22 protein-coding genes and 2 tRNA genes are annotated in these 24359 nt (G+C 37.5%); 7 read left to right on the top strand and 17 right to left on the bottom strand.

Annotated features, from left to right (window positions below; translation table 11 throughout):
* Window positions 1-12 precede the first annotated feature (12 nt).
* The 9 genes from EL165_RS22005 to EL165_RS21965 all read right to left on the bottom strand — a co-directional run bounded on the left by EL165_RS22005 (window position 13) and on the right by EL165_RS21965 (window position 8266).
* Window positions 13-2412: an FdhF/YdeP family oxidoreductase gene (locus EL165_RS22005; RefSeq protein WP_002981622.1), complete on the bottom strand. Its 2400-nt coding sequence runs from the start codon at window positions 2410-2412 to the stop codon at window positions 13-15.
* A gap of 28 nt (window positions 2413-2440) precedes the next feature.
* Window positions 2441-2791 carry a DUF7009 family protein gene (locus tag EL165_RS22000; protein ID WP_002981624.1) on the bottom strand — a complete coding sequence of 117 codons (351 nt, stop codon included), beginning with the start codon at window positions 2789-2791 and terminating at the stop codon, window positions 2441-2443.
* The gene (fdhD, locus tag EL165_RS21995; RefSeq protein WP_002981626.1) at window positions 2788-3663 is read right to left on the bottom strand and encodes a formate dehydrogenase accessory sulfurtransferase FdhD; all 876 of its coding nucleotides are present in this window, start codon (window positions 3661-3663) and stop codon (window positions 2788-2790) included. Before fdhD ends, EL165_RS22000 begins: the two co-directional genes overlap by 4 nt.
* A 46-nt stretch (window positions 3664-3709) precedes the next feature.
* On the bottom strand, window positions 3710-4126 hold the full coding sequence (locus tag EL165_RS21990; RefSeq protein ID WP_002981628.1) for a molybdenum cofactor biosynthesis protein MoaE: 417 nt from the start codon (window positions 4124-4126) through the stop codon (window positions 3710-3712).
* 5 nt (window positions 4127-4131) lie between these two features.
* Window positions 4132-4374, bottom strand: a complete 243-nt coding sequence (locus tag EL165_RS21985) for a MoaD/ThiS family protein (RefSeq protein ID WP_002981630.1) — start codon at window positions 4372-4374, stop codon at window positions 4132-4134.
* A 16-nt stretch (window positions 4375-4390) separates the two neighbouring features.
* Complete coding sequence (locus EL165_RS21980) at window positions 4391-5140, bottom strand: sulfite exporter TauE/SafE family protein (protein WP_002981632.1); 750 nt, start codon at window positions 5138-5140, stop codon at window positions 4391-4393.
* 224 nt (window positions 5141-5364) lie between these two features.
* On the bottom strand, window positions 5365-5889 hold the full coding sequence (locus tag EL165_RS21975; RefSeq protein ID WP_002981634.1) for a thermonuclease family protein: 525 nt from the start codon (window positions 5887-5889) through the stop codon (window positions 5365-5367).
* Window positions 5890-6028: 139 nt separating this feature from the next.
* A complete protein-coding gene (locus tag EL165_RS21970) occupies window positions 6029-6709 on the bottom strand; it encodes a hypothetical protein (protein WP_002981635.1) in 681 nt (226 codons plus the stop codon).
* Between the two features lie 918 nt (window positions 6710-7627).
* A complete protein-coding gene (locus EL165_RS21965; protein ID WP_002981644.1) occupies window positions 7628-8266 on the bottom strand; it encodes a hypothetical protein in 639 nt (212 codons plus the stop codon).
* A gap of 357 nt (window positions 8267-8623) precedes the next feature.
* Here EL165_RS21965 and EL165_RS21960 point away from each other — a divergent pair.
* Window positions 8624-8698, top strand: a tRNA-Pro gene (locus EL165_RS21960).
* Between the two features lie 33 nt (window positions 8699-8731).
* Window positions 8732-8805 (top strand) — tRNA-Arg (locus EL165_RS21955).
* A 303-nt stretch (window positions 8806-9108) separates the two neighbouring features.
* On the opposite strand, the gene EL165_RS21950 is transcribed toward EL165_RS21955, so the two are convergent.
* On the bottom strand, window positions 9109-9786 hold the full coding sequence (locus EL165_RS21950) for an MBL fold metallo-hydrolase (protein WP_002981648.1): 678 nt from the start codon (window positions 9784-9786) through the stop codon (window positions 9109-9111).
* Window positions 9787-9840: 54 nt separating this feature from the next.
* Window positions 9841-10428: a Crp/Fnr family transcriptional regulator gene (locus tag EL165_RS21945; RefSeq protein ID WP_002981650.1), complete on the bottom strand. Its 588-nt coding sequence runs from the start codon at window positions 10426-10428 to the stop codon at window positions 9841-9843.
* A 178-nt stretch (window positions 10429-10606) separates the two neighbouring features.
* On the opposite strand from EL165_RS21945, the gene EL165_RS21940 reads away from it, so the two are divergent.
* The 5 genes from EL165_RS21940 to EL165_RS21920 all read left to right on the top strand — a co-directional run bounded on the left by EL165_RS21940 (window position 10607) and on the right by EL165_RS21920 (window position 14570).
* Entirely contained in the window at window positions 10607-11431 is an 825-nt protein-coding gene (locus EL165_RS21940) for a 5'-nucleotidase, lipoprotein e(P4) family (protein ID WP_002981652.1), read from the top strand.
* 98 nt (window positions 11432-11529) lie between these two features.
* Complete coding sequence (locus EL165_RS21935; RefSeq protein ID WP_002981654.1) at window positions 11530-12129, top strand: TetR/AcrR family transcriptional regulator; 600 nt, start codon at window positions 11530-11532, stop codon at window positions 12127-12129.
* A gap of 59 nt (window positions 12130-12188) precedes the next feature.
* The gene (locus tag EL165_RS21930) at window positions 12189-13469 is read left to right on the top strand and encodes an MFS transporter (RefSeq protein WP_002981656.1); all 1281 of its coding nucleotides are present in this window, start codon (window positions 12189-12191) and stop codon (window positions 13467-13469) included.
* Between the two features lie 5 nt (window positions 13470-13474).
* The gene (locus EL165_RS21925; protein WP_002981659.1) at window positions 13475-14029 is read left to right on the top strand and encodes a cysteine hydrolase family protein; all 555 of its coding nucleotides are present in this window, start codon (window positions 13475-13477) and stop codon (window positions 14027-14029) included.
* Between the two features lie 124 nt (window positions 14030-14153).
* Window positions 14154-14570 (top strand): EamA family transporter, encoded by a 417-nt coding sequence (locus EL165_RS21920; protein WP_002981661.1) that lies wholly within the window; start codon window positions 14154-14156, stop codon window positions 14568-14570.
* 375 nt (window positions 14571-14945) lie between these two features.
* On the opposite strand, the gene EL165_RS21915 is transcribed toward EL165_RS21920, so the two are convergent.
* The 6 genes from EL165_RS21915 to EL165_RS21890 all read right to left on the bottom strand — a co-directional run bounded on the left by EL165_RS21915 (window position 14946) and on the right by EL165_RS21890 (window position 24179).
* Window positions 14946-15785, bottom strand: a complete 840-nt coding sequence (locus tag EL165_RS21915) for an SH3 domain-containing protein (RefSeq protein WP_002981663.1) — start codon at window positions 15783-15785, stop codon at window positions 14946-14948.
* A 21-nt stretch (window positions 15786-15806) separates the two neighbouring features.
* A complete protein-coding gene (prmA, locus tag EL165_RS21910; RefSeq protein WP_002981665.1) occupies window positions 15807-16634 on the bottom strand; it encodes a 50S ribosomal protein L11 methyltransferase in 828 nt (275 codons plus the stop codon).
* Window positions 16635-17090: 456 nt separating this feature from the next.
* Complete coding sequence (locus tag EL165_RS21905) at window positions 17091-17804, bottom strand: 3-ketoacyl-ACP reductase (protein WP_002981666.1); 714 nt, start codon at window positions 17802-17804, stop codon at window positions 17091-17093.
* 324 nt (window positions 17805-18128) lie between these two features.
* Entirely contained in the window at window positions 18129-19691 is a 1563-nt protein-coding gene (locus tag EL165_RS21900; RefSeq protein WP_002981668.1) for a calcineurin-like phosphoesterase C-terminal domain-containing protein, read from the bottom strand.
* Between the two features lie 64 nt (window positions 19692-19755).
* Window positions 19756-21204: a SusD/RagB family nutrient-binding outer membrane lipoprotein gene (locus tag EL165_RS21895; RefSeq protein ID WP_002981671.1), complete on the bottom strand. Its 1449-nt coding sequence runs from the start codon at window positions 21202-21204 to the stop codon at window positions 19756-19758.
* Between the two features lie 11 nt (window positions 21205-21215).
* Window positions 21216-24179 carry a SusC/RagA family TonB-linked outer membrane protein gene (locus EL165_RS21890; protein ID WP_002981673.1) on the bottom strand — a complete coding sequence of 988 codons (2964 nt, stop codon included), beginning with the start codon at window positions 24177-24179 and terminating at the stop codon, window positions 21216-21218.
* Window positions 24180-24359: the final 180 nt, after the last annotated feature.

Below are 24359 nucleotides of genomic sequence, written 5' to 3'. Positions count from 1 at the left end.
AAATACTATATTTTATGGTTGTTCGAGACTTGTTCCGGAAGCTGCAACTACATGATCATCAATCTTTCTAAAAACAGCAGGATCATGCTTTCGGATTTTGATACGGACATATTTGGAAGCCGGCATATTGGCACCGTTCACCACGTTATTGATAGATACCAATACATTAGTTTCCGGGAAATACGTCATGGTACTTTTCTGAGGAATAGGATATTTTACGACAATGAAAAGTGGTGCAATCCTTTCAATTCCATCATCATAATTGAAAAGGTCTACGTGATCTCCTTCTTTGAGGCCTGCTTTTTCAATATCTTTTTCATTCATCATTACGACTCTTCTTTCATTGAAAATCCCACGGTAGCGGTCATTCAAACCATAAACAACCGTATTGAACTGGTCATGTGTTCTGGTGGTTCCCATTAAATATTCGTCTTCTGCAAGCGAATTATCTGGTACGGCGGTTATATTGAAAGCCGCTTTTCCGGGGTAAAATTCGCTGTTGAATTTACCGTCTCTTGGTCCGTTCGGAAGATAAAAACCTCCTTTCTGCACTACCCTTTCGTTATAATTTTCAAATCCTGGAATGCATTGTTCAATATCGTTACGAACAGCATCATAACTGTTGATAAACTTATCCCAATCCACTACGGAACGTTCTCCTAAAACCGCTTTTGCCATTCTGCAGGCCACATGAGTTTCGTTGATCAGATGTTTTGAGATAGGATCGAGAACTCCTCTTGACCATTCCACAACGCCCATTGAATTTTCCGTACTTACGTGTTGAAGCTCACCGTTTACTATATCTTTTTCACTTCTGGAAATTACAGGTAAGATCAAGGCTTCTTTTCCATGGATAAGGTGGCCTCTATTTAATTTTACAGAAACAATTACTGACATTTCTAATTTTCGCATTGCCTCTGCTGTAAAAGTTGTATCCGGTGCGGCAGAAAGGAAGTTTCCTCCCATGCAGAACATAAATTTCACTTTACCCTCATGCATTGCTTTAAGCGCATTTACAACGTCATATCCTCCTTTTCTGGGTACTTTAAAACCGTAATATTCCTCCAGTTTATCCAATTGCTCAGTTGTTGGATGATGATTGATAAGTAACGTCCTGTTTCCCTGCACATTACTATGGCCACGAACAGGACACGCTCCTCCTCCCTTGATTCCTATGCTCCCTTTCATCAGCAGGATATTCACAATATTGTAAATCATTTCCACCCCGTTGTGCTGCTGTGTAATTCCCATTCCCCAACAAATGATGATCCGTTTTCTGGAGGCAATCATCTGTGCCGCTTCTCTCAAGTTTTCGACCGGGATGCCACATTCTTCTGATAAAAAATTAAGGTCATAGCGTTTTAATTCTTCAACCAATTCATTGAAGCCGGCAGTTTTATTCGTAATAAAATCATGGTCAATAACTTTTCCCGGGCTTTTGGCTTCTTCTTCCAGCACGAGAATTTGCAGTGCTTTTAAAAGCGCCATATCTCCATTAATTTTTACAGGGAGATACAGATCTGACAATTCATAAGGCTTATTGAGCAAGGCACGGATTTCCTGAGGATTCCTGAAACCTTTCAATCCGGCTTCAGGAAGCGGATTAACCGCTATAATTTTTGCCCCGTTTTTCTTTCCTTTAGTTAATGCGGAAAGCATTCTCGGAGAATTGGTTCCCGGATTTTGTCCTATGATCATGATCAGGTCCGCATCGTAAAAATCTTCCAGCTTTACGGTTCCCTTCCCAATTCCTATGCTTCTGGAAAGTGCGTAACCGGAAGTCTCGTGGCACATATTGGAACAGTCCGGAAAATTATTGGTCCCGAATTCACGGGCAAATAGCTGGTAGACCCAGGTCGCTTCATTACTTGTTCTTCCTGATGTATAAAAAATAGCTTCATCAGGCGAATCTAATGCATTTAGTTTTTCTGCAATTTTTTTAAAGGCATCATCCCAGCTTATCGGCTGATAATGTGTTCCTCCCTTCGGCAAATACATGGGTTCTGCCAGTCTTCCCAACTGGCTGATTTCAAAATCTGTCAGCTTTGCTAAATCATATACTGAATTTTTTCTGAAAAACTCTGTTCCGATCTTTTTTGAGGTAGCTTCTTCTGCCAGGGCTTTTGCACCGTTTTCACAATACTCACCCAGTCTGGAACGTTCATCATCCGGATCCGGCCATGCACAGCTCGGACAATCGAAACCGTCAAACTGATTCATACTGAAAAGGGCTCTTCCTCCGCGAAGAACAGAGGCATTAAGCACCAACTGATCCAATGAATGAATCACTGCAGGAACACCTGCTGCCCAGGCTTTGGGTGGTTTCAGCTTCAGATCCTGAAGTTTATAGGGTGGTTCTGCAGAAGGTAATCTGCTGCTTCCTTTTTTATTGAATACATCTTTGTTTTCCATGATTTCCAGGTTTAAAAAAATGAAAAAATCAGCATTTCAGGTTTGGATTGGGATAATTGTCGCTTTGGTCTTCCAAAGTATTATCAATACATACAAAGTCTTTTTCTATTAAGAGTTTAATTTTTCCGGTCTGTCCTTCAAAACCGACTCTGTCTGTGGAAATCCACTCTGTTATCATTAATGCAGGCATTTTCAGAACTATTCTGTTTTCGATGAAAACTGCTGAAAGCTCTGTATCTTCCGTTCTTTCAATCGCGTAAATAAACGGACGGTCTACAAATTCTGTAGAGCTTGAAATAATCCCATCTTCCCCCAATTTTGCCACTTCGGACTGGGTAAGACGAAATCTGACTGTATTATCTTTAATTCTTATTTTCATAATAAATTTTCAATGTTAAAATGGCTGCCGGAATGGTAAATATTAAAACGGTTGTCCCGGAGAAAGCCCAGTAAAGTAATATCAAATTCTTTGGCCAGATCCACTGCCAGGCTTGAAGGAGCGCCTATTGCCGCCACAATGGATATTCCTGCCATTGCAGCTTTCTGAATAAGTTCAAAACTGGCTCTTCCGCTCAGAAGCAAAATTTTATTGTTCAAAGGAAGCAAACCGGCAGATAGTGCATATCCTATGAGTTTGTCCAAAGCATTATGTCTTCCCACATCTTCACGCAGTGCCAGAAGGTTTCCTTCCAGATCAAAGATACCGGACGCATGTATACCGCCTGTAGCACTGAAATTATTCTGGAATGACTGCAGTTTTTCAGACAGCTGATACAGCGTTTCCAGGGAAACTTCTGTATTTTCTTTTGTATGGTTATGGAAAGCGCTTACTGTTCTTATAGATTCTATGGAACCTTTTCCACATACACCACAGCTGGAAGTGGTATAAAAGTTCCGGTCTGCCTTCATCAGTTCAGGAACAAAGCCTTCTGTAAGCTCGACAATGACAACATTTTCGCTGTTCCTCGAACATTCTGCCTGCGGAGAATATATGCTTTTAATCTGTTCACGACCGGAAATAATCCCTTCTGTGAATAAAAACCCTGCAGCAAATTCTGCATCATTTCCGGGAGTCCGCATGGTTACAGAAATATTTTTAGACTCTTTTTTACCTTCAGCGCTGTAAGAAACCCTGATTTCCAGAGGTTCTTCTACAGAGATATCATCTGTATAAGGGAAACTGTTGCTTTCCCTGACTTTGATGATTTCTATCTGCTTTACAGATTTATTTGACAACAGATTTGCTTTCATGATATAATGACTGGCCTAGTAAAGGTACAAAATTTTATTCCTAAAATCAGGGATGCGCCGAAACCCACTCTTCACCATCTTCAAAAATTTCTTTTTTCCAGATAGGAACGGTCTTTTTTATATTTTCAATCATAAAGCTGCAGGCATCGAAAACCGCATTTCTATGCCCGTCACTTACCACAATGATCACGGCAGCATCACCGGGAAACAAGACTCCCGTGCGGTGGTGAACAACAATATTCTTCACTGAAAATAAGGAAATGGCTTTATCTGCTATTTTTTGTATTTCCTTGACGGCCATAGATTGATAGCATTCATATTCCAGACGGGTAACAGGTTTACCTTTGGTATGATTTCGTACGGTTCCTACAAATGACGCTATTCCTCCGTATGCGTGATCAGAAGCAAGAGCAAAGCAATCTGTAAGATCCAGTATGTGTTCTGTTATTTTTATATCAACCATATCTATTAGCCGCCGCTTACCGGAGGGATTATTGCTATTTCGTTAGACACTGTTATGATCTGATCATCTTCTGCATATTCATCGTCAACGGCAATAAAATAGGATTTTAATTTTTTCAGTTCCGGAAAGTCTTTTTCCAGAAGCTCCTTGAGTGCTTTGACACTTGCTCCTTCATGTATTTCTATTTCTTTCTCTGAAGTTCCGAAAATATCTTTCGTTATTCCGAATGCCAGTATTTTAAGTTTCATTTTTATATGCAGCTTATTACCAATATTTTATTAAAACGTTTATTCCGGCCACTAGAACCAGAACAGCCGTCATTCTTTTGATGACTAAAGGATTCCATTTCAGGGACATCCTGGAACCGATCTGCCCGCCAATGAACACGGCAAAACATAAACTCATGATTCTGAAATAATCCATATCTGCAGACAGCTTAGATAACTGGCCAAAGATTCCTGATATTGAATTTACCAATATGAAAACACTTGACGCCGCTGCAATTTTCCGTGGGGTATCCCATTTCATGAGGTTTAACAATGGGGAAAGAAAAATCCCTCCGCCAATGCCTACCAATCCTGATAAAAACCCGATTCCTCCTCCTAAAAATCCGTTTTTGAAAGGTGTAGCTTTTGTATATTTCGAAGGATTTTCTTCATTTTTTGTTTCTGTCTTTACCCAAAGCAACAGCGCAGCCATGATTAAGGTGGCACCTAATACCAGGAAAAAAGTCTCCTGGCTTATTTTCAAAACAGCTCCCAGGTATGCCATGGGAACACTTACAAGGGTAAGCGGCAGTATTTTCTTCCAATCAATCTGCTTATTTCTGATATAAATAAATACTCCTCCTATTACTACAATAACATTACAGATAAGTGCTGTTAACCGTATTTCCTGATAAGGAAGACTGTACATTGCCAGAACAGCAAGGTAACTGGATCCTCCACCAAATCCCACAGAAGAATAAATGAAAGCGATGATTAAAAAAAAGAAAAAGATTTCCCAATGCCCCATATATTTTGCAGAATTAATTTTCTTACAATAATACTCATTTTTAGGGCGCCATTCAGGGTTATCACTTAAAAGTTTCTGTTATAATTTGTGAGAAAGATGTTGCAAATTGTTTATCTAAAAGGAAGGAAGATGGAAGCGTGAGGATGGAAGTTACTATTGGACCTATCAATAAATAGCTATTAACCAATACTTATTTCTATTCTCAAACTTCTTTGGCCAAAGATTTACACTGCTTCTTTTGTTTTTGTTGCGCTCTTAGCAGCTTCGATTTTCTTGGTATTCCTAAGTTCCCGTTTCATTTTGCGGTAGTCCCAGGGAGCAATGGCATTACTATCCTGCCAAAGTCCTATTTTTTTCTGCTGTGCAGCTTCCTGCAGTTTTCCCAAAGAGTCATCTTTGGAATAGGAAAAATACCACCATCCCAATCCTGCTTTGATAAGCTCTTTGGAAAGGTATTTCCCATCGTCATAATACACTTTCGCAATGGATCTTCCATAACGGTCTGTAGTGGTTTCAACAAAGCTTACGGTTTTCCCAAAAACCTGAGCAGAAGTAAACTGTTTTGCATTTTTACCAAACGCCTGCCCATTTTCCGGACAATCGACTTCAGCCAGCCTCAGCTTTTTTTGCTGATTGCCTTTTAACAGTAAAGTAATGGTATCTCCGTCTGAAATTTTGATCACTTTTCCGGTCGTCTGTGAGAATAGGAATACAGGGAAAAGTACATACAGCAGCATTAATCGTTTCATGGGGCAAATATAGGGATTAGTGGAGCTTTTTAATTAAAAAACCTCGCGTTTTGCGAGGTTTTCATAATATTAAATTGAGTTATTTGATTTCCTACCTCAAAGTCTGGAGACTTGCGGAGCGAAGGTAAAGAGCCGGAAATTAGGAAGTTGACACTAACATAAAATCTTCTATTTCCCAATAATTACCATGCAATCTTAGTTTAAATATAGCATTTCTACCGTAATAATCTTTTTTTATACGATGGTCAACAAAAACTAATGCTGTTCTTTTAGAAGGATCAAATACAATCTCTGAAAAATAGACAACACCTATCTCACATTCATTTGTATGTTTATCATACTCTGCCAGATCCAGGACTTTTGCGGTACACAAATTAAATTGATTTGCTTTTATAGAACTTCGTATGCTTAAATTTTTAATATCTGGACTATTAGAAAAGTCTTTAAAAGAATCCTTCGTTCTTTTTATGCGTCTTAAATAAACCTCGGTATTATCTGTCCCGAAATATGTATTTTTACTTTTAGTAGAATCTATATACAAATTGCAAAATTTTTCAGGATGATTAAAAATTTCGTTGTGCGCTTTTGTCTTCTCTTCGATATATAAATCCTCATTATGAACTCTTAAACTATCAAAATATCTTTTTTCACCTAAATAATCTTCTCGAAAAAAATAAGGTATCAACTGATCTGTTAAATCATTATATAGTTTTACATTAGTATCTGTTGATTGACTTACACATTTTTTCATTTCCTCTTTACAATTCGTAAGTAATGAAGAGGATAATAAAATTATAACTATTTTAGTTTTAAAATTCATATTATTTAGGGATTTTGGGTTAATAACATGGTCTTACTCGCAAATTATCTTTTGGTTTTTTATAATTATCTAAAACAGATGGCATTTTTTGTGATTTTAAATCCCTGATTTCACGTTGTTGCCTAAAATCTTTTGCAGCATTATTCCTCCTAATTCCATCAAACTTTTCACTAATTATATCACGATCAGAATCAGAAAATTGGGTATCTGTTCCAAAATAAACAGCTTCCCAATTATCTCTTGCATTTCCAATACCACTTTTTGATTGAAAACTCGTCTTAAAACCTGGGGTAAATTCCTCGGAAACATGGTCAAATGCATAGTCTGCCCAATGACCACCTTCATGAATTATAATTTCTGCTAAATTATCAATATACTTCTATCTCCTTTATTTTTTGAAACCGTGTTTACTACGTCAGAATCTATTTTAATAACATTGTGGGATCTTCATTTGAGAAAAGCACGTACAGCAGCATTAATCGTTTAACGGGGCAAATATAGGGATTAGTCGTTATTACAAATTAACGCTATTAATTGTCTAACCCAAATTTATCTTCATAATCAAATTTTTCAATTTTATCAGAGTTTTTAATAACTATCTCTAAAGAGCCTTTTGGTTTTATTATTGAGTCTCCAGCAGAAACCTTATCCCACCAATCTCTATACACCACTATACTATCTTTATTGCTATACACCAAGAATGGTATATTGTGATTATCATAATTAATGTACTTTTGTTAACTATTGATTTTATATCCTTATCTCTAATTTCATCTAAAAAATGGTCTTTGTTTTTTGACGGAAATATAATTTTGTATAAAAATATACCGGCAATTATAATCAACATGATTATTAAATTCCTATTTCTTTTGTATGAAAAATATCTATCCATAGTCTCATGAGTTTAGAACTACAATTTCACCAGTTAAATGGCATGGGTACATAGCTATTTTCAAAGATATTTAACGGTAAAATTTCTTCTCTTTTTAATATGCATTCATCATTTTTAGTAATGCAGACTTTCAGCAATTCTCCTCGATGATGATAGCCATTTAAGATTAACGCGTGAATACCATTCATGTCTGAAGTCCTGATAAACGCTTTAAATTTATCAATATTATCTGTTAATTCCAGAAAACTTAAATTGATATCAGTAAAAGATATATTTTCATCGGTAACGATCTGAACAAAATTTTGTCCAATATCATATGCGGTCATATCTTTAAATTTTTTATCAGCAATTACAAGGTCGGTTTCTAAGCAATCCAGGTATACTTTTCGCTCTCCTGATAAGTAATTTCGGATATGCAGCTTATCATTTTCTAAGATCTCAATATTATTTCTCCTGAAAGCTCTTTTCCATTCATCTATTTTTATTAAAATATCTGTACTGGCATATTCCCATAAAAATGAATAAACTTTTCGGTCAGGAAAAAAATCACCCATTTGAATACCGTCCTCATGATTATAAAACAACCATAAACTATTATATTTAAGTTCTTTACAATTGAAAAATCTTGACAAATAATAACTGTTCGAATCTATATAGTATGTCATAAAAAATTACTGTTTGTTTTCTTGAAATCACTGCGAAATCATTTTGAAACGCTTTTCCAATGCAGGAATGTAAATTGTATAGAAATCTTCTTTTTCCATTTTTTATAATTTTAGAGCAAACCACCATGAACAAACAGTTTAAATTTTTAAAAAAGGAAAAAAGGAATAAAAAAACGAAAAATTTTCACTCATTTTTAAAATAAGTTAAGTCAATGGTTATTAACCTGGTAAAGGTAATAAAAAAGTCTTCATGAAAAATTAATTAAAAATAATTCTCAATTTTATTTTTTTATTTGAAAAAGTATTGTACCTTTGCAACCGCAAAAACGAAGTAAAACTCGTTAATGATGACACCCTCGGGGCGTAGCGTAGTCCGGTCATCGCGCCTGGTTTGGGACCAGGAGGTCGCAGGTTCGAATCCTGCCGCCCCGACTGTTTTAAATAGTTTTTTCAAAATTATTTAATGGGTGCGTAGCTCAGCTGGATAGAGCATCTGCCTTCTAAGCAGACGGTCAAAGGTTCGAATCCTTTCGCGCTCACTTAAAGACTTACTAGAAACAGTGAGTCTTTTTTGTTTTTATCTCATTATTAAATCTTTTGTAGCTAAAAAAATAGAGCATCCCGATTTTAATCGGGACGGTCAAAGGTGCGAATCCTTTCGCGCTCACTTAAAGACTTACTGGAAGCAGTGAGTCTTTTTTGTTTTTATCTCATTATTAAAAATCTTTTGCAGCAAAAAATGAATCAGGCGCAAAAAGGCTCAAAGTTGTTAATCTAAAACAAAAAAGCCACTCATAAAGCAGCCTGGATATTCATATTTTACTTGAAATTACAGCACAAAACTATCTTTCAATAGCCGTCACAAACCGCTCAAACTTGCGGTCTTTATTGTGTAAGACCGGTCCGTGACCAAAACAGATAATGGAGGGATTTAATTCTGCCAACTTTTGAAGTGATTTGATATTTCGCTGCTGGTCCGAGGTGAACATGTTTGGCGGAAGGTGCAGACCGGCAGCTGTAGTGAGCAGGTTCATGTTTGTTGAAGCATCACCAATGATCAGTACACCATCCCGTTCACGGAATAAAGAAATATGGCCCGCCGAGTGTCCAGGCGTTTCTATTACCCGGAAGTTTCCTATAGTGTCATTTTCAACGACCGTCTTATCAACTTTATGTCCCTGACCGGCCCAATATTTTTGCTGAAGCTTTGCTACCCAATGTTGTGGTGTTGGGTAATCGATTGTTACCATACCTGTTTCTGTTCTTAGCACTTCGTTAGGATGACATAGTAAAGGAATTCCGAACTCTGCGCATATCTGATCGCTGCAGCCCTGATGATCTGCATGTGCATGTGTCAGAATGTGTTGATAAACAGGAATTTTCCCGATAGCTTTTTTTACAGTGGTATATGAGCTCCGTATTCCTGAGTCTACCAATATACCTTCGATAATATAACTGTTGATACTGTTTCGTGGCATCAGTGGAATATGGAATACTTCGGGAGCAATTTGACGTAGCATAGTTTTTTTGTGCAAATCTACAGCGATGATCAGGACTGCATAAGGACATTTGTCCTATAATGCGTTAGGTTTATGAATCTGTCCCTTTGCCCGTGTAAGTGATCGTTGTGTAATGCCCAGATACGATGCAAGATCCTGAGTGCTTACGCGCCGTACAAGCATTGGTTCATTAAAAAGGATATGATGGTATTTATCCAAAGCCGACTTATTATTATAATTCAGCAGGTAACTTTCCTTTTGATTGTACTCCTGCTCCATCACGGATCTGATAACTCCGTTCCATGAAGTAACCTTCTCAATCAAATGTCGATAGTCAGAGTAGCTGATTCTATAGATGACACTATCTTCTATAGTTCTGATACTCCTTCTGGATTTTTCCTGTGCCACAAACTCCGGAAATAAGGTGGCAAATTCATTTTCAAATTTGAAACAGGTAATATTTTCCTTTCCTTCTTTATCAACAGCATATGCTTTTACAGCGCCACTAACGATAAACCCAATATAACGGCAGACTTCATCCTCACGAATAAAAAAATCACCTTTTTTCAGGCTGACCGGTTTGAAAAACTGTGAAGAAAAGTTGATTTCCTCTGCTGACAGCTCTCCTGTGGAGTATAGGTAATTTTCAAATGCGTTATTCATTTCAATTTTTTTCGTCTTTTTTTCTTATTCAAATCTAACAATTATTATACACTCATCCACATCCTTTTTTAGTTTAATACACATTACCAGAAATGAACTTTCCTATTGCTGACCGTTACTGTCCTATTTCGTCAATCAATCAAATTGTCATAAATTTGTCTGACTCTATTCTAAACCAATGAAAAATCTCACCTTCATTATCGCAGGCGGTCTTTTGGCCCTGACTACATCATGCAAAACTCCGGCTTCGGTTTCAAAGGCCACCGTTCAAGATACACCTTACCAGAATCTTGGACTTCACGGGAAAATATATGGTGCCTTTTATCAGCAGCGGGCGGCTGAATATGAAGCTTTATGCCTTCAGGCTTATAATATTGCAAAACTTCGTTTAGACGAGGCCCTGGCACGGAAATCAGAAAAACCGCTGGCTATTGTTTCAGATATTGATGAAACTTTCCTTGACAATTCGTATTATGCAGTTGAGCGTTCAAAAACAGGCAAAGGGTATGATCAGGCCACATGGGAAGAATGGACAGCAAAAGGCATTGCAACACCTCTCACCGGTTCTCAGGAATTTTATCAGTATGCAGCAAGCAAAGGTATTCAGGTCTTCTATGTGACCAACCGTAAGGAGCAGGAACGTGCAGGTACATTAAAGAATCTGAAAAAATACAATTTTCCTCTTCAAAATGATTCCCATCTTATACTTCGTACGAAAGAAAGCAGTAAAGAGAACCGAAGACAGGATATTGCTAAAAATTACAACATTGTTTTATTATTAGGTGATAATCTTGCTGACTTCTCCAGCCTGTTTGATAATAAAACAGAAGCTGAACGTTCTGCAGCAGTAAAGAGTTGCGCGGATGATTTTGGTAAAAAATTCATCATTATTCCAAATGTAGGATATGGCGACTGGGAATCATCATTTTATCATTACAAATATGATTATACCAATCAACAGAAAGATTCTATGATGTATAATGCGGTAAAGGCCAATCCTTAGAAATCAGAAATAAAAATTAATTCTTATAGCAATACAACATTTTGACAAAATTTGTTTTTTTGTCAAAATGTTGTATTTTTGTATCCATATTTTCAAAAATGTCATCTCAAACCGAACAAGACCAACTTTCACAGCAAATCCTGGAAACTGCTTCAGGGCTGTATCTGAAGTATGGCCTGAAGAAAGTGACTATGGATGATATTTCCAAAGCTGTTGGTAAAAGCCGAACGTCTATTTATTATTATTATAAGAACCGCGAGGAAGTTTTCCAGGCTGTTCTGGCCAATCTGATCAGGGAAGTTATTTCAGAGATTGATGCCAACATGAAGAAAAGAAACACGTTTGAAGGAAAAATTGAGGAGTTTTGTCTTTCCAAAATTAAAACTTCTGAAGAAAGGTCTTCATTTTTCAGAGCTATTGAAGCAGGAATGGATAATGAAGAAAAATCAAAACATATTACCGATGCCCACAACCGGATGATGGAAGCAGAGAGAAGTCTGCTACTCAATTTATTTTCAGCAAGTATCAGCAGCCATGAAATCCCGGATGTCTCTATTGAAGAGCAGGAAATCATTATTTTTATCCTGCAGAGCAGTATCAGAGGTATAAGACGTGAAATGGGCTTAAAAAATAATTTTGAAAATTTAAATACTACAGTAACCACTTTGACATCAATGGTTATTAAACATATCAGTTAAAATTTTTTATCCAAATTTTGACGTTTTTACATTATTTGTCAAAAAGTTTATTTTGAAATATGAGCAAATTAAGTAATATCAGTACATTCCGGGCGTTCAGAAGTACAAATTATACGTTGTACTTTTTTGGGCGTTCTGTATCGCAATTTGGAACCTGGATGCAGCGTACAGCAGTAGTATGGGTTGTGTACAGCATGACTCAATCTGCGTTTATGCTTGGGCTGACCATTTTTGCGGAACAGTTTCCATCTTTTTTATTTTCAGCATTCGGAGGTGTAGCTGCCGATCGGTATAACCGGTATAAAATCATACAGATCACTCAGATTCTATCATTAATACAGGCTTCTTTACTGGCTTTCCTGGTCATGACAGGACACCAGAATATCTGGAGTTTTATCATATTAAGTGTTTTTCTGGGCGTCATCAATGCTTATGATGTTCCGGCGCGTCAGGCGATGATCAACGAAGTGGTAACGGATGATGATGATCTTCCGAGTGCCCTTTCTCTGAGTGCAGCGATGGCAAGTATTGCAAAATTAGCAGGTCCTGCCCTATCCGGGATCATTCTGCAAAAATTCGGAGCAGGAACCTGTTTTCTGATCAATGCAGCCAGTTTTGCAGCAGTAATGGTTTCCATTTCCCTGATGAAAATAAAGATTATTTCTAAAAAGCCAACTAAAAAAGGAACTTTCACGGAACTGGCCGAAGGTTTCAGATATCTGAAAAAAGAACCTTCTATCAGTCTTGTAATAATCATGCTGAGTATTACGGGTTTACTGATCTTACCTTATGACACGTTAATACCGGTTTATGCTAAGGAAATTTTCAAAGGAGATGCCAAGACATTCGGATATATATCAAGTTTTATTGGTATCGGGGCTGTTTTGGGCACTGTATTTCTGGCTTCATTAAAGAAAGGAGCATCCATGAGGAATATTCTTATCCTGAGTACAATTATCCTGAGTATCGGGCTGATTCTTTTTTCATATGCCACCAACTTCTACTGGTCTATGTTCTTTGCTGCACTGACGGGATTGGGAGGCGTTGCACAGTTTACCACCTGTAATATTATTGTACAATCTGAAGTCATTCCGGAAATGCGTTCCCGGGCAATAAGTATTCTTCTGACCGCTATATTCGGAATGCTGCCTTTGGGAAGTGTACTGATTGGATTTGTTTCGGAGAGAATAGGTGCTCCTAAAACCTTATTGCTGGAAGGAATTGCAGGAATTGTAATTGCCGTTGTCTTCAGGAACTTATTATTTAAGAAGAATAAAACAAAAGCTGTCAACGAAGAATTACTTGAAGAATCTGAGGAACAATTTATCAATAAAGTATAATAACAATGGAAAAAACAAACACAGCATTACTGGTAATGGACATGCAGTCGGCTATCGTCAACACATTACCTGATACAACAACGTTGATGTCTAACACCAAAGAGGTTATCCGGACCGCAAGAAACCGTAATATTCCTGTCATTTATATTACTGTAAGCTTCAGACAGGGAATGCCAGAGATCAGTGCAAATAATAAAGCCTTTTCGACTATAAAAACCCGCATGGCAGATGTTGATATGAAAGAATGGGTAACAATTCATCCGGAGCTAGCTCCTGAAAAAGATGATATTGTTATAAACAAACGAAGATTCAGTGCTTTTACAGGAAGTGATCTTGAAGTTGTCCTTCGTGGACTGGATATTCAGCATCTGGTGCTTACAGGTGTATCAACCAGCGGCGTTATTTTATCTACCTTAAGAGAAGCTGCGGATAAGGATTATCAGCTTACAGTAATTGAAGATTGTTGTAAAGATAGTGACGAAGAGGTACACCGCGTGCTGATGAATAAAGTGTTTCCAAGACAGGCCGATATTACTGCAGCAAGTGACTGGATAAAGTAAATAAGAAAAAGACAATCATCTTTTGCTTATTTTGGTTATCTTTAAGTAAAGAATACGAAGAAGATCATTAAAAAATGGAGAGGCTTACCAATAATACTGATTAATCATTTTAAAACATTAAAATATGTGGTGGGTATATGCAATTCTTTCAGCTTTTTTTGCTTCATTGACCGCAATTTTTGCCAAAATTGGAATCACAGGGGTAAACTCAAACCTGGCAACAGCCATAAGAAGTGTTATTATTTTACTGGTAGCCTGGGGAATTGTTTTCGCACGAAGTGAATACAAGGGAATCCCTGCACTTTCCAGACATAATCTGATCTACATTGCCGTTTCCGGAGTGGCAACAGGACTTTCATGGATATTTTACTTTAAGGCCCTGCAAATCGGAAAGGTAACGCAGGTTGCCCCGGTAGATAAATTAAGTGTAGCGCTGACTATTGTCCTTTCTGTTTTATTTCTCGGAGAATCACTCACACTGAAGACCGCTATAGGAGCTCTATTGATCATTGCTGGTACAGTACTCTTAATTTTTGAATAAAAGCACACAGATCATCTTATCCGTTTCATTGGGTTAAAATACCGTTTCAACTGTCTATTTCGCTGAATCAGCAGAAATTTTGCCCATTGAGAGAACAGTACATACTACTTTTACATTGTAAACATAACCGAAAGGCCATTGGATTATCTTAATTAGTATGTAAAACATTGGTTAAGGATCAATAAAAATCTTTTTGTGCACTTTAATTCCTTGCAGCCTTTAATGGCTCAACTATACACTTAATCATGTTTGGGTAGGATTGGCTTGTTCCAGTCCTATTTTTTATGCTTAAAGCTATTGTAAGAGCATAAAGTTCTAGTAAAAAAGAAAACCGCTGTAAGGACAACGGTTTTCATGTATTGAGAATAAATACTATTATTTAAGTTTATAGGAACTTCCGTTCCACAGGTAGGTTTTGGAAGATTGTTTTTTCTTTTCCCTGTCTTTCTCATCTACCTCCATATCTTCCACTTTCAGGATAAATGCATTGGGTATTCCTCCTTTATCATTCGGAAAAACAAATTCTTCGCTATGATAAAAAGCGCCGGCATCACCCACATTCATCAATTGGGGAAGAGCAATGAGTTTTTTATCTTTAAAAAGAACATACTGATCATAGCCGGCAATTCCACATGCTTCACCAGAAACTTCTGCTTTAAGGGTGAATTCAACATTTTGCAGTTTGTGGTTGCTTTCTATATTGAAAGATCCGGAGCTAAGTTCTTCTCCTTTTCCGGTATCAAAATACACCTCATCAATGAGTGTATTTCCCTCCATCACTTTTATTCCGGCAATGTTCTGTTTTTCGATCTCATTAAATTCTTTGTTCTTCCTGTCAATTGTTTTGGAAAGTCCGAAAAGAAAATCATATCCGTTTTTGTTACGGTATCCTACACAAAGGTTACCGCCCCAGACATATCCTTCTAAAGTATTGTCACCTTTCTGATAAGATATTTTATACCAGTTCGCGGCTCTTTCTCCTAATTTCAGAACGCCTTCTTCTTTTTTAAGAATCATTACCTGCTGATTGGCCTGAAGCGAATCTGCAACCTTGCCATTCACTCCCGGATCCAGTCTTACACGGGTCCAATCTGTAAAGATCTTCTGTGCTTTATTTTCTTCGAAACCAAAGATTCCATCTGCATATGCTTCATTTTCCTGAGCGGCAAAAAACTGCAGCATCAGTAAGAATAAAGCTGTCCATAACATTTTCATATTTATATTTTGTTTTGTGTGTTATTTTTCAAGCAGAAGACTTACCCATTCTTCACGCTGCAACTGTTTTTTCAGCTCAAGTCCGCTTTCTCTGCATACTTCAAGAATATCATCTACATCAAAGAAACACAATCCTGAAAGCAATAATTTCCCTCCGTCATTCAATACTGAAACATAAGTCGGGATATCTGAAATAAGGATGTTTCTGTTGATATTGGCCAGGATAATATCATAATTCTCTTTCCCTAAGTTTTCAGCAGTACCCTGTTCAATATCCAGTTCTACATTGTTTCTTACTGCGTTTTCTTTAGAGTTTTCTACTGACCATTCGTCGATATCAATAGCTTTTGTATCTCCTGCTCCCTGCTGTTTTGCATAAATGGCCAATACAGAAGTTCCGCATCCCATATCCAATACTTTCTTCCCATTGAAATCAATATCCATCATCTGCTGGATCATCAGATGGGTAGTAGGATGATGTCCCGTTCCGAAAGACATTTTAGGCTGGATAATAATTTCATGCATTCCCGGTACAGATTCATGAAACTCTGCTCTGATCAATACTTTATCATCGATATTGATAGGAGAGAAATTCTTTTCCCATTCTTCGTTCCAGTTGATATTTGGCATTTCCTCGAAGGAATATTCGATTTTTACGTTTTCATTTTCAAAGATCGGAAGGGCCTTCAGCTGATCTTCGTTAAATAAATCTGTCTGGATATATCCTAAAATTCCGTCAATTTCTTCTGTAAAGCTGTCAAAACCTATTTCTATAAGCTCTGCCATTAAAATCTCATTCCAGGGTTGTAATGGAGAAATTTTGAAATTGAATTCTAAATAATTTTGCATGTGAATAATTTGCTGCAAAAATACTAATGTTATCACGGTTAAAAAAATGATGGAGTAACTTTTTGCTGAAACCGGGGATTTTTATGTTTTTTAAATCGTGGATGTGGTAAAAAGTTTATTTGTGAATTTTTTCTCCCACAGATTACACGGATGACACAGATAACATGGATGATTGCGCATAATATATTCAATAGGGACGGGCTTTAGCCCGTCTTCAAAATCAATACAATGCCATTGGCTTTAGCCAAAACCTATAAAAAAACTTGAAAATAAATTTTAGGATTGTTTTTTGAAAGACTAAAAATTCTAAGTTTTTGCTAAAGCCATACAGTACACGGTAAAAAGAAAGCGGGCTAAAGCCCGCTCCTATTGATTTTTATAATTCAAGGCAGAGTAATAGTTCTTTGCAGAAAAACATTAAACATTAAACCTTGAACTTTGAATTTTAAAAACTTATTATGGATTCGTAGAGAATATAGAACCGTTAGCAATCAGCGCTCTTCTGTTCATTTTCAGGATATCTCTTACCCATTCTGCAAAATCTTCCGGTTGTAATACTTTATCAGGATTTCCGTCTGTAAGACCGCCCTGGATACTCATATCTGAAGCAATTGTACTTGGAGTCAGGGTGATGACACGGATATTCTGTTTTCTCCATTCTGCCATCATGGATTGCGACAGAGATACAACAGCTGCTTTTGAAGCGGCGTATGCAGACATATTCGGACCTCCTTTCAAACCTGCTGTAGAAGCTACGTTGACAATATCTCCTTCTCCTTTAGATTTCATAAATGGATAGACTGCCTTGGCTGCGTAATATACACCGAACAGATTGGTTTTGATAACCTGTTCCCATGTTTCAGAAGGCATTTCTTCAATACTTCCGAAGTCTCCTATTCCTGCATTGTTGATCAGAATATCAATCCCTCCCAATTGTTCTGCTAAAGATTCAATTCCAGCTTTTACCTGAATTTCATTGTCCACAGAAAAAACGGCGTATGCTGAATTTACCCCCAGCCTTTTGATTTCTTCAACCGTCATTTTAAGATTTTCTTCGTTTCTTCCTGTAATGGCAACGTTTACTCCTTCATTGGCCAAAGCTAATGCTACAGCTTTTCCCAGTCCTCTTCCACCACCTGTTACGATGGCATTTTTTCCGTTTATATTCATAGTAATGATACTTTTCTTGATACAAAGTTACGAAAGAACATTTTTATGAAGCGGTGAAAACACGGATTTAACTTATATTTTATTCAACTACAAAAGTCACAAAAGGTTTCATATTAAAAACACCTGAGTCCTCTTAAGTAAGTTTAAAATGATACCACAGAAAAGTTCACATAAAATGAAGATCAAAGATTTTCACTTAAAAAAACTTAAAGGCTTAAAACTTTTGTGACTTTTGTGGTTTATACATGTCTCATCAAAAATTAAAACCGGCTCATAAGAGCCGGTTTCAAAATCTAAAAAAGGTATAGTAAAAAAATAAAAAGCTTAAGGAATCTGGATTGGATTCTGTACTTCAAACTCTTCTGAAGCGGAGAATTCATTTCCATACATGTCAACAGCCTTTACCTCAACTTTATGTTTTCCCAATGATAGTTTCTTAGGAAAATCAGCTTCCCAGATATGTTTTGACATTTCAGGATTGGAAGGTCTTCTTCCCGGGAAAATTTTCTCTGTGGAATCCCATTTGAAAACGGAAAGGGCAAAATTCGGATCGATAGTCTCGTCATATTCCATTTCTTCCCATTTTCCACCGTCTATTCTGTATTCTACTTTGTCTTTTTTGCTTCCCATGAAGAAATTAGCCAGCACTTTTGCTGAAGTTCTTGAGGAAGGAATCACTTTCGGAACATATAATTTGATCTGATAATCTTCCGGCTTTCCGGCTGTTTTGTATTTCACTTTATACTGATTGTCTGTAAAGCTGATAAAAGAATATCCTTTTGCAGTTCCGTCTCTCATCGTAGAGGTAGGAAGTCCGGCATCATCCGGTGTTCCTGAATACCAGTCGCCGCAGGTAGTTCCAACATTATATTCGTGTAATTCTTTGATTCCGTTCCAGCCTGCTTTTTTTCCATAGAAAATCTGTTGCTGAATGTGTGTATGTGCTGACAGCAGCAAAACATTCTGGAACGGGTTTAAGAAATCAAATAATTTCTGGCGGTCCGCATTTCTGAAGTTGTCTTCATTGTTATGCTCCAGCGGAATGTGGAAAGAGATGACGATCAGTTTATTTTTATCAACCAGTTTCAGATCGTTTTCTATAAACTGAAGCTGATCTTCACGAAATCCACCCCAGTATCCTTTGCCATCTCTTGGGTCCGGATAGAGAATATCATCTAAAATGATGAAGTGTACATTTCCGTAATTGAAGGAATAATTGGCAGGGCCAAAATTGGATTCGAATGTTTCATCGGAAAGCTTATCTTCTTTTGCATCATAGTTCATGTCATGATTTCCCATCACATTATACCAGGGCAGTCCGACTTCTTTCATCACCTCTGCGTAAGGTTTCTGAAGGCTTAGGTTATCTCCTACCAAATCTCCCAGACTTATTCCCAATACTGCATTTTTCTTCGTATTCTTTACTTCGTTTACGATTCCTCTTTTGAAGTAATCCAGTTCTTTTTCTGTGTAAGGCTGCGGATCACCAAAAACAAGAATGTCAAAATTTTTGTCTTCTTTTTGCTGATAGAGAGGAAAGTTCAGCTCTTTTGGAAGATCTCCTGTAGGAGCCACTCCTTTGTATTTAAAATCTGCCGGAGAACCTTTGGGTTTATGATGGTAATAGAATTGCGGAAGATTGTTTTCGTTTAAAGCAGTCTGATATCCTGAAGGCTTGATTACAAAAACAGTCTGATCTTCCTGAACCGGAAGACTATATCTGCCGTTTTTATCCGTAAGAACTACCTGAACACCATTAGAAACAGCTACCCCTTCAATTCCTTTTTCGCGGTTTTCTTTCTTTTGATTTTTGTTACTGTCTTCGAATACATATCCTGAAACAGAAGCTTGTGAGAAAGCCATTGCTGAAACCAGCAGACAAGGCATAATGCATTTTATATTGATACTCATTATTTTTAATTTTTAAATTATTGTAATCTTTAAATCTCAGTTATTTATTCCACCACATTTTCACGTTAATATTGTCTCCTCCCATTGATTGTACAGCTGCGTTATAATTATCCGTATTCATCACTTTTGTAGCTGTAGGATACATGAATCTCACAGGCATTTGTCCGCCGTTCTGAAGACCTCCGTTATTAGGAAGCACCGGCAGTTTTGTACGTCTGTATTCATACCATTGCTGGTGATCAACAAAAAACAGGGAAATGTACTTCTGAAGCATAATTTTTTCCAGAGAACCGTCATAGGCTACTTTCGGATTGCTGAAATAATTGGCAGGAACTGTTGCACCCCACTGTTCAATAATAGATTTTACTCCGGTTTCGTAGTAAGTTTGCTGATTTCCTGCAATAATTCCTTTATTAACCAATTCTGCCAGGATAAACTGCACTTCAGAATAGGTCATAATTAAAATCTTTAGAGGTGCTTTCGCCAGATTCTGATTAAGGTTGGAAGGCTGATAATTGAAAGAGGTTCCCAGAGCGTATCCTGATGGAGCTCCTTTATAACCAAGATCTTCTCCTGACGTTGCTTTAGCTTTTGTAAAAAACATGCTCAACCTTGGATCATTGTTATCTCTCATGGCATTCACAAAGAATTCACCTGCTGCCCTGTACGCTGTAAAATCCTGTGGACGGGCTATTGGCGGCAAGTAAGGAGATATCCCCGAAAGCGGAAGCACCGCGCTGTCTGTATTATTCTGAAAAATAGGATATTGAGCTGGATTATTAACTATTTCCTGGATTCTTTCGTATACATTTACTTCTCCGTTTCGGTTTAGAATTCTGGTCAGTAACCTTAATGAAAGAGAGTTACAGAATTTTTTCCATCCTAAAATACCGGTCTGACTATTGGTATTGGCATTGTAAAACAGATCTGTTTCCGTTAATGCCTGATTGTTATTGAATAATGAGTTAGCTGTTTTCAGATCATTTAACAACTGAATGTAAACATCTTTCTGCTTATCATATTTTGGTCTTAAAATATTTTCTTCTACTCTTAAGGCTTCGGATAAAGGTATATCACCAAAAGCATCAGTAAGATTGGAGGCAATCCATGCATTCAGAACCATTGAAATAGCCAGATAATTATTATTCTGTTCTTTTGTTGCATATTTTCTGAGATCACTTACCTGCTTAAGCCATCTGTATGAAGTATTCCAGTAGCCGTTACCACTTTTTTCGTCCATATAATATCTGCTGTAGGAATTTCCTTCATTGGGAAAGTCTAAAGCGATCTGCATGATATCAAATGTAAAATCATCTGCCCTGTTATAGCCATAACTTCCCATTTCATACTGTATAGGCGCAAGAAGGCTTCCAACGGAAGGATCTTTAATCTTACTCGTATCTGTATTCATTTCCTCGAATGTTCTGTCACAGGATTGAAGCATGAAAACAGAAATTACCAAGGCTAGATTTATGATTAGTTTTTTCATTTTTAAAGATTTTAGAATTTAAGATTTAACTGAAAACCGATTGTTCTTGCTGTTGGAAGCTGTCCCATCTCCACCCCCGGAGTGATGGTTGCGTTATCCAGTGTAGCCACTTCGGGATCAAACATCGGGAACTTGGTCCACATCCATAAGTTCTTTCCGAAAATGGCGATGGTAAGATCATCCAGTCCTATAGATTTTATGGTTTCTTTGGGGAAGGAATAAGCAATTCTTGCATCTCTTAGTTTAATAAAATCTGTGCTGAAGCTGTTGGTTTCCACATTGGCTCTCCTGTAGTAATCTCCGTAATAGGATGATACCAAAACTCCTTTTGTGTTGGGACTGAAGGTTCCGTCAGGATTCTGAACAACACCTTCCCCTACAATCATTCCGCCAGGATTATCTCTTCCCGGAAGGGTAGATTTCAGCTTGCCCTGCTCAGACATTTTATGATGTGACTGTGAATACGCGATCCCACCATACTGCCCATCAAAAGAGAAACTGATTGTAAAGTTTTTAATTCGGAAATCATTCTGAAGACCGGCTCTCCATTTCGGGAATGCATTCCCTACTTTTTCAATATCTGCAGGTCTTGCCGGAAGTCCGTTGTCTCCGTAAATTACTTTTCCGTCCGGAGTTCTCAGTAATTTAAATCCATACATATCTCCCAGTGAACCTCCTACTTCCATTTTATAGAAGACAACATCACCTACATTGGAAACAATTCCGTCAAAACCTTCAGGCAGCGTCATCACTCTGTTTTCATTGGTAGACCAGTTTCCACCAACCTTCCATGAGAAGTCTTTCCCTTTTATGGCTAAGATATCCGCTGAAAGTTCCAAACCTCTGTTTCGGATTTTACCAGCATTAATGATCCTTCTGGAATATCCTGCTTCAGGGGGCAAGGATACGGGGATAATCTGATTTTCACTGAAATTCTGGTAAGCAGTAAGATTAAGGTTCAGTCTGTTTTTGAAAAGACTGAAATCCATACCGGCTTCAATATTGGTATTTTTTTCAGGCTTAAGGGAAGGATTATTAAAAGTTGTAGGCGCTACCACACTTCCTGTAATATTGCTGGCCGTATAATAGTTATCCAGAAGATAAGGATCACTGTCTATTCCTACTTTTGCCCATGAAGCTCTCAGTTTCCATAAGTTCAGGTTATTGCTTTTCAAATTAAAAATATCTGATAAAATGAAACTGGTACTTACTGAGGGATAAAAGAATGATCTGTTTTGCTTTGGAAGCGTAGAGCTCCAGTCGTTTCTTCCGGTAACGTCCACGAATATTTTATTGTCATATCCCAAGGTAAGTAACCCGTACACACTATCTACATGTTTATCTCTTGGCGCCGGATATTTAACCGGAATATTAAGTGCATTGGTAAGGCTGTATTCCCCTGCTGTTTTTAATCCGATAGCCTGATAATCATTCAACAGATATTCATTATAACGGATACTTCCCCCTGCAGAAGCGGAAATACTGAGCTTGTTCCAGTCTGCTTTGTAAGAGAATAAAAGGTCATTGTTATATTCCTGATTTTTAATAAACTGTTCCCTGTAAAAACCTTTCAGATAGTTTGCAGAACTCCATGGTCTTTTGGTCGTTCTCTTTTCGTTCAGGATTTCAATTCCTGACCTCAACATTAAGCTGAAATTTTTATTAAACTGATAATCTGCCGTGATATTCCCTGTAATGGTCTTCTTTCTGACTCCATTCAGCATTTCGTAAGCAATCATATAAGGGTTGTCTATATAAGAACTAAATGGATGGATCTGATCAACCTGTTCCTGACCGGGCTTCCATATCGGTCTGTACCATTCAAGATCCACATTGGGATTCTGAAAGATCATGAAATAAGAGATCGACTGGTTGTTATATCCCGTCGCAGGAAGGTTATCACTGGTAGTAGTGTTATAAGCAAATTTTGTTGAAATTTTTAATTTTTGAGTAAGCTGATGGGCAAAAGATAAAGCAAAATTGAACCTGTCGAAACCTGTATTCGGCATCATCCACTCGTTATTAAGATACGTCAGTGAGGTTCTGAAGCTGGTTTTCTCATTGGAGCTTTCTACAGAAATACTGTTTGAATAGTTAGAACCCGCTCTCCAGAAACCTTTGATATTATTTTTATAAGGTCTCCATAATTGTCTTTCCTTACTTTGTCCCATTACATCGGGATCGTATTGGAAATAATATTGTCCGGCGAATTTAGGTCCGAAAGCGCTACTGGTGCCTCCTGTACTTGGTCCATCCGGAGAAAGGCCGTAAGAATAGTAAAAGTTTCCTGCTGTATTGGTTGCCAGTGTTCCCTGTCCGTATTCGTACTGCCAGTCCGGCCATTTTAATACTGTATCAAAGCTTGAAGAAGAATTAAAAGTTACTCTCAGTTTTCCGTTTTTCGTTTTTCCGGATTTTGTAGTAATCATTAAGGCTCCGTTAGCGGCACGGGATCCGTATAATGCGGCTGCAGAAGCTCCTTTTAATACGGTTACGGATTCAATATCGTCCGGATTGATGCTATTTAATCCATTTCCAAGATCGATTGGAACATCACCTCCGGAACCTGCTCCATAGGCTGCTGTACCGGAACCTGTAGTAGAATTTCCCAATGGTACTCCATCCACTACAATAAGAGCATAGTTGTGATCCATCATAATGGATTTTTCTCCTCTCAAAGTAATTCTGGAAGTTCCCAACGGTCCTGCTCCGGCAGTCTGGATTTTAAGACCTGCCACTTTCCCTTCCATTGACTGTGCCCAGTTGTTATTCTGGGTTTCTTCAAATGTTTTGGCTTCTACTTTTTCGGCAACATAACCTAAAGCTCTATCGTGTCTTTTGATCCCCAAAGCAGTAACCACTACTTCGTCAAGTCCTTTAACCGTGTCTTTTTTAGCTTTCTGCTGTGCTGCCAGATTGACGCTGACGAATCCTAACAGCGATAAAACCAACAGTTTTTGTGTCTCTTTACGCATTTCCTTTTTGTTTGCGCAAAATTAGAACGACATTACAAGGAACATCTTAACACACTTTTAACGTTTCTTAAAAATTTATTAAACCATTTGTTAATCCAGTCTTAATAACATTGGATAAATAACTAATTAACAAACAATTAAGCAATTAAGTATTTTTAATACGGTTTCCAGGTTGTATTT

Origin of the sequence: Chryseobacterium gleum, assembly GCF_900636535.1 — a bacterium.
GTDB classification, from domain to species: Bacteria; Bacteroidota; Bacteroidia; order Flavobacteriales; family Weeksellaceae; genus Chryseobacterium; species Chryseobacterium gleum.
The sequence above is the reverse complement of the archived record's forward strand: the minus strand, read 5'-3'. Positions and strand labels throughout refer to the sequence as shown.

Coding starts and splice junctions, on each gene's coding strand:
- EL165_RS22005 (WP_002981622.1), bottom strand. CDS start 2,412: ATGGAAAACAAAGATGTATTCAATAAAAAAGGAAGCAGCAGATTACCT.
- EL165_RS22000 (WP_002981624.1), bottom strand. CDS start 2,791: ATGAAAATAAGAATTAAAGATAATACAGTCAGATTTCGTCTTACCCAG.
- fdhD (WP_002981626.1), bottom strand. CDS start 3,663: ATGAAAGCAAATCTGTTGTCAAATAAATCTGTAAAGCAGATAGAAATC.
- EL165_RS21990 (WP_002981628.1), bottom strand. CDS start 4,126: ATGGTTGATATAAAAATAACAGAACACATACTGGATCTTACAGATTGC.
- EL165_RS21985 (WP_002981630.1), bottom strand. CDS start 4,374: ATGAAACTTAAAATACTGGCATTCGGAATAACGAAAGATATTTTCGGA.
- EL165_RS21980 (WP_002981632.1), bottom strand. CDS start 5,140: ATGGGGCATTGGGAAATCTTTTTCTTTTTTTTAATCATCGCTTTCATT.
- EL165_RS21975 (WP_002981634.1), bottom strand. CDS start 5,889: ATGAAACGATTAATGCTGCTGTATGTACTTTTCCCTGTATTCCTATTC.
- EL165_RS21970 (WP_002981635.1), bottom strand. CDS start 6,709: ATGAATTTTAAAACTAAAATAGTTATAATTTTATTATCCTCTTCATTA.
- EL165_RS21965 (WP_002981644.1), bottom strand. CDS start 8,266: ATGACATACTATATAGATTCGAACAGTTATTATTTGTCAAGATTTTTC.
- EL165_RS21950 (WP_002981648.1), bottom strand. CDS start 9,786: ATGCTACGTCAAATTGCTCCCGAAGTATTCCATATTCCACTGATGCCA.
- EL165_RS21945 (WP_002981650.1), bottom strand. CDS start 10,428: ATGAATAACGCATTTGAAAATTACCTATACTCCACAGGAGAGCTGTCA.
- EL165_RS21940 (WP_002981652.1), top strand. CDS start 10,607: ATGAAAAATCTCACCTTCATTATCGCAGGCGGTCTTTTGGCCCTGACT.
- EL165_RS21935 (WP_002981654.1), top strand. CDS start 11,530: ATGTCATCTCAAACCGAACAAGACCAACTTTCACAGCAAATCCTGGAA.
- EL165_RS21930 (WP_002981656.1), top strand. CDS start 12,189: ATGAGCAAATTAAGTAATATCAGTACATTCCGGGCGTTCAGAAGTACA.
- EL165_RS21925 (WP_002981659.1), top strand. CDS start 13,475: ATGGAAAAAACAAACACAGCATTACTGGTAATGGACATGCAGTCGGCT.
- EL165_RS21920 (WP_002981661.1), top strand. CDS start 14,154: ATGTGGTGGGTATATGCAATTCTTTCAGCTTTTTTTGCTTCATTGACC.
- EL165_RS21915 (WP_002981663.1), bottom strand. CDS start 15,785: ATGAAAATGTTATGGACAGCTTTATTCTTACTGATGCTGCAGTTTTTT.
- prmA (WP_002981665.1), bottom strand. CDS start 16,634: ATGCAAAATTATTTAGAATTCAATTTCAAAATTTCTCCATTACAACCC.
- EL165_RS21905 (WP_002981666.1), bottom strand. CDS start 17,804: ATGAATATAAACGGAAAAAATGCCATCGTAACAGGTGGTGGAAGAGGA.
- EL165_RS21900 (WP_002981668.1), bottom strand. CDS start 19,691: ATGCCTTGTCTGCTGGTTTCAGCAATGGCTTTCTCACAAGCTTCTGTT.
- EL165_RS21895 (WP_002981671.1), bottom strand. CDS start 21,204: ATGAAAAAACTAATCATAAATCTAGCCTTGGTAATTTCTGTTTTCATG.
- EL165_RS21890 (WP_002981673.1), bottom strand. CDS start 24,179: ATGCGTAAAGAGACACAAAAACTGTTGGTTTTATCGCTGTTAGGATTC.